Raw genomic sequence first — 10132 nt, forward strand, 5'->3', positions numbered from 1 at the left:
TATGAGCAGGCAGTATAACCTAAACCCAGCGCCCACTATTTCTGGGGAACTTCAATTAGGCGTTAACCCCGGTTTATTAATATGATAGTATTAGCCGCGGCTGATGGGGTTTACAGCAATTTTCCAGTCGCTCCACTTATTCATTTTCCAACTCTATGATAGATTCATCTTTCGCTGCATTTTATTGCTATGTGTCAGTTTGCACCTCGTCCCACTGGTCATCGCCGGTCAGCCACTCGAATGCATAGTGTCGTTGGAAAAGAACGGGATAAATCAGATCACCTGGCAGGGTACTTTCGCGGATCGCGGGACGAGCATAGCAGTGTAGATTGTAAGTACGATCATTCTCCGCGAGAATTTCACCGGGCAGCCGCAGTCGTGCGGATGATACGAATGGCTCGATGGATTCACCACGTCCGGGCATAATGTCATCTACCAGGGAACCTGTATCACAGGTTTGTGTTGGCAGACCCAGCGAATGGACCTTATTGATCGCCCAGAGCAATGCCCATTGCGCCTCCTGACGCCAGCGCGCTTCGCTGAGTTCATCGTCCGTCGAGGCGGTTGATTTCATTAGCGTCTGTTCAGCGGGAGATGCATACTGCCAGATCGATTGCTCGATGAGCCATTCGGCGATTGGTTCCGGATCGACGCCGTAACCAGTCGCGGCGATCGCATGCAGAATTATTGTTCGAATGGCGATTTCCTGTGACGTACGGGGAGTCGGTTCGTCGTAGTCCGCGATGGCCGGCAGCGAATCTGCTACGTCGATGCCATGCGATGCGGCCCATTGTCTGGTTTTGATCATGCTGGCCTTGTCACATAATTGGAATGGGAGTGAATCGTCTCAATATTAACTATAAAGGGGAGAGTTTCAAACAGAAATCGGTTCCTGGATCCTTTTGAGATTCCATGTCGCCCACCCTCATCTTGCCTTCCGCAAGATAGCTCTGGGATTTGACTACCGCGTCATGGAGAGAGCAGGACATTGGAAAAAGACCTGATTAGTGCGGGATGTGAGAATCATCCCAGATAAAAAGTACACTCACTTTATTTCTTTGCATCAGCAGATGGTACCTCAAAATCTTGCGTCGTTTTTTGTTTAGGGAGATCAACTTTTGTTTCATACGAACCAAATAATTGGTTGCCTTCGGGAAGTTGCATTCCATCTGGTAGGGTGACAGAGACGCCATCGTTTCCTGAGATTCGTACGATATATGGTCCACCTATAATCCCTTTACCTGTTTCAGTGGCATATTGGCCTTGCTTGATCATGGCAACTGAAGCAGGTCCGGAATTTCCTTTGGTAGAATCGGGTTCCAGGATTATTTCCCCAACCGGGACTGGCTCCCCAGCGAAAGTGACTTTACCAGACAGACTATATTTCTCTGGTCCATCCGCTTCTCCCTCACCACAGCCGAGAGAGATTAAAGTTAACATCGTAATTAGACTTAAAACTTTCATATCAGTCCTGCATAAATAGCTATATGTTGTTTGTGAAAAAACAGTCCTTACTGTCTTACTTTGGGCAAGCGTTTCAGTAGGGACTGTGAGCCAGGCATTAAACACGCCCTTGCTTCAGAGCAGGTGTGGGTACTCTTTCCGTATTCTACAACGCTGGCAAGAGCATCGGGTAATTATTGGCCGAGGCCTCCCACAGGCAATCCATCTGCACGATTTGCCAATTGCCTTAAGTGGGTGATATCAGTATTCTCACTGAAGAAATGCACGGAGCCATCTACCATTGACATGTGACAGCCCCCGACATGTTCGCTGCCAAAGAGGCGTCCATCAATATCCCAGGAGCCACTTACAGGAACTGCGACACTATTAATTTGATCGGTCATCGCGGCAACCGCACTGTGCATCACCCAGTTTCCACCGCTGACATGGGGACCTGATGCCCAGGTATTGTAGGCAGCAGGACGCATTTCCTTCGTATTCATATATTTGCTTTCGCCAAGCATGAAGACATTGGTTGTACCATCAATGACATCCCGGAATCTTCTACTGGTATTAATTGAAAACATCCCACTATCAAAGAAGACTCGTCCGGCTGCATTGGCAGTACACGGCATTGTTGTTCCTGTAGCGGGACGAGCTCCCCCACCCATGACAGCGAAATAATTACTATTAGCAGTGTGAGCTGAAGAGCGAGGATCTGATGGACACTGATATTTAGAAAGTGCTCGGTTCTGTTCGGTTGAATTGATCGATAATGTGCCTGAATAAGGTGCGGGCACACCCGCCGTTATTTTGAAAATCGGTGTAAAGTGAGCATTGAAATTAAATGAATTGTACCGATTCGCCTCGTCCATATATGGTAAAATCATTACCATCCAGTTGGCTCCTGCATTATCAAATCCAGAGGGCGAAGCGGGATTACAAGTCCCATTTACGTACCCTTTGACAATGATTCCAGATGGCATCACCCGATGAGTATCATGATAATTGTGTAGTGCCAGTGAAATCTGCTTCAAGTTGTTTTTGCAGGTGGAACGCCTTGCTGCTTCCCGGGCTTGCTGCACCGCAGGCAGAAGTAAAGCAATCAGAATAGCAATAATCGCTATCACCACCAATAGTTCAATAAGCGTAAATGCAGAACGGTACTTTACTTTTGACATCCTTAAACTCCTCTGAGCACTAGAAAAGATCTGGAAATAGATATTTTCCCGAGTAGACATCAACGAGGAGGCGGCATGGACAGCAAACAGTCATGCTTTGAATCGCTCTCATCTCAATTGACGAATTCACGAAAAACGAAGCATGCCAGTCCACCACATACTAGAGGGGTAGCTTGAAAGAAGATTCGACATTGATTATCTGCGTAATCTTCAGCAGGCAGTAGCTAATAGATTAACTTACACTTATTGGATATTCAACATTTTTTTGCTGCAAAGCATTCCATTTAGCATTTTAGAAAAACAACGAGAATCAGCTTGGATTCACTATAAACGGTTCTATTGAGACAGAAATGTCCAGAAGACCCCAAATGGGGCATTACTCGAATGGTACTGTCATTTTTTAAACTTGTGCGTACTGCCTGGGCACTCATTTCTCATCACCCTCTGGCAGTAATTGCAACTTGAGCGGGATATTTTTGATGAGACTCGTATTGTGACGCTGGCGGATTATCTCGATTTTTTCGATGTCCTGTTTCTGTCCGAACGACTGGGAAACGCGGATGTGGTATTGTTGTCCGTCAGGTTCGATGATGGTCGAATAGAGTCCCCGTAACGGTTTTTTGTGACCACGCAGGTAGACACGGCACTCGTATTGCGTCAGCTTATCAGCGGTTTCCCTGTTCAACTGTAACACGGCTGCCGTTTTATCGTAGGCGATTTGCATTTTGCGTGTATCAGGGTCCCTTTCCCTCGCTCGTTTCGGGTCGAGATACCAGGTGACCCCTTCGGCGATTTTTACCGGCTCGTCGGGAATGTTTTTCAATGTTTTGACGATAATCATGTTTTCAACAGGGTATTTGATCTCCAGTGAGATTTCCTCTGGCCATTGCGCAAGAGCGCTCTTATAAGGCGCAGCGGTAGACACGATCAGTCCTTTTCGTGGGGTGTTGACCGTCGAGGCCATCGTGTGTCGATCTTCATCGGCGGTGATTACTGTTGGCAGGACGGGCGAGATAGTCAGTCGACCGTCAACCTGAAATATCATGCTCAGTGGTGGCAGGTCGTCTTCCTGGCGCCAATGGACATCGAAGGATTTTACTCGCTTGAGAATTTCATCTGACTTTTCCTGACTCAAAATCTCGCCATCTGGAGTCCAGAGCATGCTGGGAATTGACATTCCGGTTGAACGAACCCCGTCCTTCTGCCAGGCAAGATAGAGCAGCTTCGGAGTGGTGACCGGCTTTTCCGGATCAGGAAGACCCAACGGAAGCGTGTCTGATTCGGTCGGGCGATGTTCGGGTTCTGCCTGCTCAGTTGCTGCTTTCTGACCCGATTGAGCGGCCCTGCCAACGGGTAAAAGAAGAAGACCGGACATGACTGCGACCATCCACAGCCATTGCGGGCAGCGTGATAGTTGTGGATGGTTGACGGATTCTGATGTCTGCGAACAGGCACTGGAAGTGGTCGAGATTGTGAGAACTGAGAAGCAGGCAGACAGCCGTTTCATTTGTGTTTCCTTGTAGTGGTGGTTGAGAGTTGAGTCCGTTGTGGACAGGCCCCCAACTTGTCCCTCCGGTAAACCACGGGAATAGAAGGTGTCACCTTCATTGGCCTGTGTCATTGGCGGGGTTATTCTCAAGATCCTCTACATTTATTTCAACGTGATCATCAAAGATGTAAGTTGCGCCATCTTTTTCAGGCCGTGAGTACTTCCAATTAAAGCACCGTAATACGGCTCCTGCTAAGTCCCGAATACGATCCCACCGTGGATCATCTCTTAGCGGCTCGGGATCACACCAGAATACTTCATTGTGAGGACCGGACAATTCCGTAAGAAATTGGTCCAGTGCTTCGATTGCCTCTAACTGCTCCGTTGTTACTTCGTGATTCGTAACAAATTCCATTTTGTGATGATCAAAGTCAGACACCAATTCATCACCAATACACACTCCTTGTGGAAATAAGCTGATCTGCACATCGGCGGGTGAAGCTAGAGCGAGAATTTGATTGCGAAACATGATCATTGTTCTGAGTCGATAACTTATTGAATACCCGTATCATAGACAGAATCGATTCCGTCTCAATCTACCAGCATCTTGTTTAGTGTCAACCGGAATTGGACAGGGCTTGCATCCATGGAAAGATTAATCAGGGAAGATCGGCATGACAGCGGACGTTAATCTTCTCCTTTCTATCAAGATCACGCATCATGACCACTTCAATTCACGAAGCCATGTCGATTGTTAGTTCATACGAGTTACAAGCCAATGAGCAGCGAGGCCGTCTCGAAGCACAACGACACCCTCAACCCCTGACATAGTAGACCATGTCCAAGGTGGAGTCCTGAATCGCCAAACCTCGTCATCTTCAAGTAGCAGGTTGCCAGGATCTCCCAATCCCTGTAAATCGATTCTGGCTTGATCCACAGTAATATTTTCAGACATGAGTTCGCGAAGCGTGGAACCAGCGACTGGGATTTCGTCTGGGTTTCGCAGTCCCAATGATTGTTTTCGCATGATTTTGGAGTCATAACTTGAACGAAGCGGAATTATTTCAGAAAAACCTATTTAGAGCAGAGTCACAGAGTCCGTATGATTCTGTTATGTTGCTTTCGTGGATTTGATCGCAGCAATTAGTTCTCGCACACCATCATCAAAGGACGTTCTGAAGTCAGCATACTTCAGGTCAACAAATAATGGGGGAATGTCACAGCTCTCAACGACCAATGGCAGAATGCGAATTCCTTTGTCGCCAAGCTGACGCATTAATGATGAACTCATTTCACGAACAACCCAAGGCTTGGTAACAGATCGCGGTGACAAGACTGCAATTAGGTAGTCACTTGATTTTAGCCCCTCATTAATTTTTTCGACAATGCTGTCGCCGACGAGAATCTCGCGTTTGTCATACCATGCAAATAGTGCTCGTTGGTCAAGTTCATGAGCGAGCCGATCGACAAATGGTTTGTCCTCAGAAGCATGACATAGAAAAAGGCTCGGAGGTTCGTATGCACCCGCAATGCGACCATCGATTTCTGTCATAAAGGCCTCTGCATCACGAATTGCCTGATCATTTATCGTGATGGTGCAACTTACGAATGCGCTGTCGTCGTAAATACTGGATTCAAGGCTGATGACACGATTGGCTTCCTGCAAAGGTGACAGAGAGAGCCGGCCAGCAGTTACCGCGTTCTCGAAATAGTCTCGGAGGATATCGCCGTTCGAATTTTCTGCTGGAAGAAAGAAGGGGGTAGAAATATGTGCAAAAAGACCGTGATCAGCAGAGTTTCCAAATACTGCATGTGTGGACCGTGTGCACAATTCCCCTGACGATCCAATGACGCGATTGCAGAGTTGAACTTGGATGCCAATGGGAATTTCCGACAGGAGTATGTCGCCGTGATCCGCGGCAATCAGATCAAAGACGTCTCCATCTTCGGCGAATACCTCAGTGCCGTCGGCAAACAGAGTTTCGCAGTATTTATCGGTTTTGAGTCGCACCTTTGTGGTCCATTTCGATGTTGCTGCATAACGACTAAAATCACTGGACTGATGCCAGCGACGTGGATTTTAAATTCAACCCGGATGACAACTCCGCGTGCATTTTTTGATTCTTTGTGGCTGATCAGTTTTTCAAACCGGGAACTGACTCCACGATGAGATCTTGAAGATATGTTTTAATGACTTCAAATGTGAAACTACCGACAACATTAAGGGTCTTGTTCCATCGTGTATCGTCTCTCGCAGCGGCTATGAAGTCGCAACCTTTCCATGTGAGAGGAAAATATATGCATTGACGCTCATCATTTTCAATCACACGACCATCAATTGGGTAGAAGGACCGTGGGCTGCCGCTGGGAGACGAATTAGCGAGGCGTCCGGCGATAAGATCAGCCTCAATCAGCCAGATTATGTGTTGATCGATGGTTTCGCTGTTCGCGGCTGGATATGGCAGGGTGCAATCGCTCTCGTAGAACAGAAGTAGCTCACGGATTAGATTCATATCGCGTTTCATGCGATGGTTCCTGTGCGGGTATCTGAATGTAAAAGCCGGTTGGCGGTCATTGTGTAACTGGTTTGGAAATAACAATTGATCGACAAAAATAATTCCGTCTCAATCTACCAGCATTTTGTATAGTGTCAACCGGAATTGGCCAGGGCTTGCGTACACAGAAAAATTATTCAGCTCAGGTCAAACTGCCATAAAACCGCTGAATCAGTCATTTTTGCGGGCATCATTCACAAATATGGTTTGAGAGACTAGAATCGGTCGCTCGTACTGAACTTTGCTGTGTTCAGAAGTGTCAGCTCTGAGTCGATGCGCGAAGAAAATTGAGACCTTAATTTAGAAACCACTATGATTACTATTGTCGATTATGGAATGGGGAATCTGCGGAGCGTTCAGAAGGCCTTTGAGAAGGTCGGAGCGGAAGCCGTCATCTGCGCTGATCCGGAGAAAATTGCGAAGGCCTCCAAACTGATTCTGCCCGGCGTCGGTGCCTTTCGCGATGCGATTCAGGCACTCAAGGATCAGTCGCTGGTCGAACCGATTCTGGAACATGTTCAGTCCGGCAAACCCTTTCTGGGGATCTGCCTGGGGCTGCAGCTGCTGTTTGATGTCAGTTACGAAGACGGCGAATACGAGGGGCTGGGCATTATCCCCGGCAAGGTCGTTCGTTTTGAAGATCAACCCGATATGAAGATCCCCCACATGGGCTGGAACCAGATTGAACGAACCGCCGAACACCCGATCCTGGCAGGCGTACCCGCGCACGAGCATTTCTACTTTGTACACAGCTACTACGTGGCTCCCGATAACGCAGAGGATGTCGCCGCCTATACCGAATACGGGTGCCGCTTTGCTTCGATGGTCGCCCGCGATAATATTGTCGCCGCGCAATTTCACCCCGAAAAAAGTCAGAATGCGGGACTCAAACTCCTGCAGAATTTTGCTTCCTTTTAATTACACACATCAGCGAAAAGAAAGTCAGCTCAGCTATGGAAATACTGCCCGCCATCGATATCCGGGGAGGCAAATGCGTGCGTCTGCGACAAGGCGATTACGGACAGGAAACCGTTTTCGGCGATGATCCGACCGAAATGGCCCGTCGCTGGGCCGACGGCGGTGCGCAGCGTCTGCACCTGGTGGACCTCGACGGCGCCAAAGCCGGGCAGCCCGTCAACCACGAAGTCGTCCGCAAGATCGTGGAAGCGGTTTCGGTTCCCTGCCAGATGGGGGGCGGCATTCGCGATGAAGCTTCCATACAGCTGATGCTCGATGATGTGGGCATTGACCGCGTGATCGTCGGCACCCAGGCACTCAAAGATCCGCAGTGGTTCAAACAGATGGTGCAGCGTTATCCCGGTCGTCTGGCGTTGGGACTGGATGCCCGCGATTCCAAAGTTGCCACCGAAGGCTGGCTGGATGTTTCCGAAACGTCCGCCATCGATCTGGCGAAAGAATATGTCGACGTTGAGCTGGCGGCGGTCATCTACACCAACATCGCCAATGACGGGATGATGCAGGGCGTGGATGAAGCGACGATTCAGGATATGATTTCGCTGGCCGAACTCGGTCTGCCCGTGATCGCGTCCGGCGGCGTGACGACGTTGAAGGATGTCTCGCGCCTGGCAGAAGTCAGTCGTGCCCAACCCAGACTGGTGGGAGCGATTATCGGTCGCGCCTTGTACGAGGGGACCATCGAAGTTCCCACCGCCATTGAAGCCGCCGGTTCTTAACTTTTTCCGCAGAACAGGACCGGAACACAGGCAATGACGGAAGACGTTGACGAGGCAAAACTGTTCCGTGCGCGGCTGCTGGTGCTGCTGGCATCCGTACTCTGGAGTCTGAGCGGCGTATTCATCAAGTCTCCGCCGTTTCAGTCGATTCCCGAAGCGGATCGTGGGCTGATCCTTGCCTGCTATCGTGCGTTTTTTGCCGGGCTGTTTCTGCTGCCTTTCGTGAAATTCAGATACGTTCGCTGGCGTCCCGGTCTGATTCCGCTGTTGATCGCGTTTGCGTCGATGAACTTCCTGTTCGTGACCGCAATGACGAAAACTTCCGCTGCCGCTACGATCTTTCTGCAGAATACCAGCGTGGTCTGGGCGATGCTGTTCGGACTGATCTTTCTCAAGGAACGCATCGAAGCCGGTTCGATTCTCGCCATGTTCATTGTGCTGGTGGGCATCTTCTGCATTGTGGTCGGCGACTGGTCGGGTGAAAACTTCACCGGCAACCTGATTGCCCTGCTCAGCGGCATTTCCTACGCGCTGGTCGTGATCTTTTTTCGCGTGTTGCGTGATGAACATCCGGCGTGGCTGGTCGCACTCAGTCTACTGGTCTCCGCGGCGATCATTGCTCCCTGGGTCCTCTCACTGGGAATCCGATTGACGTGGCTGCAGCTGTCTCTGATTGCGCTGTTGGGGGTCGTGCAGATGGGAACGCCTTACGTGGTTTTCTCTCACGCGGTCAAAACGGTCAAGTCGCAGGAAGCGGCGCTGCTGGTGCTGACCGAACCCATTCTAAACCCGATCTGGGTCTGGCTCTTCTGGGGCGAAACCGTCTCCCTGCATACGCTCGTTGGTTGTGCGCTGATCATTCTGGGGCTGCTCGTCCGGTTTCTGTTCTTCCGACCAAAGCCTCTGCCGAAGCCTGTCAACGCAGGGGCAGTTTGACCGTCTGCATTTCGTGGTAGCGGGCCTGTGGTGTTTTGAGTTCGGACTGGAAAAACTTGATGGTATCCACGCTGACTTCACCCCACTCGGCGTTCTTGCGATCCCGCAGGATATCAAACAGATCTTCCGAGGGTTTGGCTTTGACGCGGGCCAGGGTCAGATGGGGATGAAAGCCTTTCCGCTCGCGGGGGTAACCCAGTTTTTCGGTTTCTTCTTCCAGGTATTCGACCATTTCCAGCAATGCACTGGCATCCGAGATGCCGGCCCAGATGACGTTGGGATGATCTTCACGGGGAAAGGCGCCTAATCCTTTGAAAGCCAGTTTGATCCGTTTGAAGCGACTGCGCATTTCTTTCAGGATTCTGCTGACGGGCATGATGTCTTCCATTTCCGTCGGTCCCAGGAACTTCAGCGTGATATGCATCTGTTCGACATCGACGGGTTTGACAGCCGGTGCCAGCTTTTCGAGTCGGGGCATTAATTTTTTCAGACCACGGGGCGGCTGGATGGGGACGGCGATAAATGTTCGCGTGCGTTGATTACTGTGCATCATGATTCTCAGGGGGAAGCAGCAGAGGGGAAATAAGCGATTGCCTATTTCTTCTTCTGGTTCCAAAGTGCTTTCAATTGATCAAAGCCCTGCAGGGGCTGTTCTCCGGTTTTCATTTCATCGGTCAGTTTGGGAGGCGGACCTTGTTTACCAGCTCGTTTGCGTTGCTGCTGCGGTTTTTTCTGCTGCGACCCCTTGTTGTGTCCGCTGTTCGAGGTCTTTTTCTCCGGCGCTGCTGTCGGTTTTGCGGATTCTGTAGTCGCCGGTTTCTCGGCAGGTTTGGT

12 protein-coding genes are annotated in these 10132 nt (G+C 49.9%); 3 read left to right on the forward strand and 9 right to left on the reverse strand.

Translation table 11 applies throughout. From position 1 onward, the window contains the following. Positions 1 to 187: 187 nt before the first annotated feature. The 7 genes from AACZ40_RS25920 to AACZ40_RS25950 form a co-directional block, all read right to left on the reverse strand. Positions 188 to 808 (reverse strand): DUF4272 domain-containing protein, encoded by a 621-nt coding sequence (locus AACZ40_RS25920; RefSeq protein ID WP_291175745.1) that lies wholly within the window; start codon positions 806 to 808, stop codon positions 188 to 190. A 242-nt stretch (positions 809 to 1050) separates the two neighbouring features. Next, on the reverse strand, positions 1051 to 1569 hold the full coding sequence (locus AACZ40_RS25925) for a hypothetical protein (RefSeq protein ID WP_339676440.1): 519 nt from the start codon (positions 1567 to 1569) through the stop codon (positions 1051 to 1053). A gap of 68 nt (positions 1570 to 1637) precedes the next feature. Then, positions 1638 to 2624 carry a DUF1559 domain-containing protein gene (locus tag AACZ40_RS25930; RefSeq protein ID WP_291175741.1) on the reverse strand — a complete coding sequence of 329 codons (987 nt, stop codon included), beginning with the start codon at positions 2622 to 2624 and terminating at the stop codon, positions 1638 to 1640. 427 nt (positions 2625 to 3051) lie between these two features. Further along, the gene (locus tag AACZ40_RS25935) at positions 3052 to 4131 is read right to left on the reverse strand and encodes a hypothetical protein (protein WP_291175738.1); all 1080 of its coding nucleotides are present in this window, start codon (positions 4129 to 4131) and stop codon (positions 3052 to 3054) included. Between the two features lie 97 nt (positions 4132 to 4228). Beyond that, entirely contained in the window at positions 4229 to 4642 is a 414-nt protein-coding gene (locus AACZ40_RS25940; RefSeq protein ID WP_291175736.1) for a hypothetical protein, read from the reverse strand. Between the two features lie 582 nt (positions 4643 to 5224). Then, a complete protein-coding gene (locus AACZ40_RS25945; protein ID WP_291175733.1) occupies positions 5225 to 6124 on the reverse strand; it encodes a toll/interleukin-1 receptor domain-containing protein in 900 nt (299 codons plus the stop codon). A 124-nt stretch (positions 6125 to 6248) separates the two neighbouring features. Continuing rightward, positions 6249 to 6638: a DUF2513 domain-containing protein gene (locus tag AACZ40_RS25950; protein WP_291175730.1), complete on the reverse strand. Its 390-nt coding sequence runs from the start codon at positions 6636 to 6638 to the stop codon at positions 6249 to 6251. A 342-nt stretch (positions 6639 to 6980) separates the two neighbouring features. Between AACZ40_RS25950 and hisH the strand changes: the two genes are divergently transcribed. From hisH to AACZ40_RS25965, 3 genes are read left to right on the forward strand one after another with little or no spacing between them, the layout of a single operon-like run. Beyond that, the gene (hisH, locus tag AACZ40_RS25955; protein ID WP_291175727.1) at positions 6981 to 7586 is read left to right on the forward strand and encodes an imidazole glycerol phosphate synthase subunit HisH; all 606 of its coding nucleotides are present in this window, start codon (positions 6981 to 6983) and stop codon (positions 7584 to 7586) included. Positions 7587 to 7621: 35 nt separating this feature from the next. Continuing rightward, positions 7622 to 8362 carry a 1-(5-phosphoribosyl)-5-[(5-phosphoribosylamino)methylideneamino]imidazole-4-carboxamide isomerase gene (gene hisA / locus AACZ40_RS25960; protein WP_291175724.1) on the forward strand — a complete coding sequence of 247 codons (741 nt, stop codon included), beginning with the start codon at positions 7622 to 7624 and terminating at the stop codon, positions 8360 to 8362. 33 nt (positions 8363 to 8395) lie between these two features. Next, positions 8396 to 9298 (forward strand): DMT family transporter, encoded by a 903-nt coding sequence (locus AACZ40_RS25965; RefSeq protein ID WP_291175721.1) that lies wholly within the window; start codon positions 8396 to 8398, stop codon positions 9296 to 9298. On the opposite strand, the gene thpR is transcribed toward AACZ40_RS25965, so the two are convergent. Together thpR and AACZ40_RS25975 are read right to left on the reverse strand one after the other, a co-directional pair. Beyond that, positions 9279 to 9851: an RNA 2',3'-cyclic phosphodiesterase gene (gene thpR / locus AACZ40_RS25970; protein WP_291175718.1), complete on the reverse strand. Its 573-nt coding sequence runs from the start codon at positions 9849 to 9851 to the stop codon at positions 9279 to 9281. The two genes, AACZ40_RS25965 and thpR, sit on opposite strands and share 20 nt — an antisense overlap. A 41-nt stretch (positions 9852 to 9892) precedes the next feature. After that, the coding region (locus AACZ40_RS25975) for a hypothetical protein (RefSeq protein ID WP_339676447.1) at positions 9893 to 10132 on the reverse strand (240 nt) is incomplete at its 5' end.

It is taken from the genome of uncultured Gimesia sp. (genome assembly GCF_963972345.1).
GTDB lineage: Bacteria > Planctomycetota > Planctomycetia > Planctomycetales > Planctomycetaceae > Gimesia.

What these genes read in the sequence shown, in the direction of transcription:
- AACZ40_RS25940 (WP_291175736.1), bottom strand. Translation starts at nt 4,642, where the DNA reads ATGTTTCGCAATCAAATTCTCGCTCTAGCTTCACCCGCCGATGTGCAG.
- AACZ40_RS25950 (WP_291175730.1), bottom strand. Translation starts at nt 6,638, where the DNA reads ATGAAACGCGATATGAATCTAATCCGTGAGCTACTTCTGTTCTACGAG.
- hisA (WP_291175724.1), top strand. Translation starts at nt 7,622, where the DNA reads ATGGAAATACTGCCCGCCATCGATATCCGGGGAGGCAAATGCGTGCGT.
- AACZ40_RS25920 (WP_291175745.1), bottom strand. Translation starts at nt 808, where the DNA reads ATGATCAAAACCAGACAATGGGCCGCATCGCATGGCATCGACGTAGCA.
- AACZ40_RS25935 (WP_291175738.1), bottom strand. Translation starts at nt 4,131, where the DNA reads ATGAAACGGCTGTCTGCCTGCTTCTCAGTTCTCACAATCTCGACCACT.
- thpR (WP_291175718.1), bottom strand. Translation starts at nt 9,851, where the DNA reads ATGATGCACAGTAATCAACGCACGCGAACATTTATCGCCGTCCCCATC.
- hisH (WP_291175727.1), top strand. Translation starts at nt 6,981, where the DNA reads ATGATTACTATTGTCGATTATGGAATGGGGAATCTGCGGAGCGTTCAG.
- AACZ40_RS25930 (WP_291175741.1), bottom strand. Translation starts at nt 2,624, where the DNA reads ATGTCAAAAGTAAAGTACCGTTCTGCATTTACGCTTATTGAACTATTG.
- AACZ40_RS25965 (WP_291175721.1), top strand. Translation starts at nt 8,396, where the DNA reads ATGACGGAAGACGTTGACGAGGCAAAACTGTTCCGTGCGCGGCTGCTG.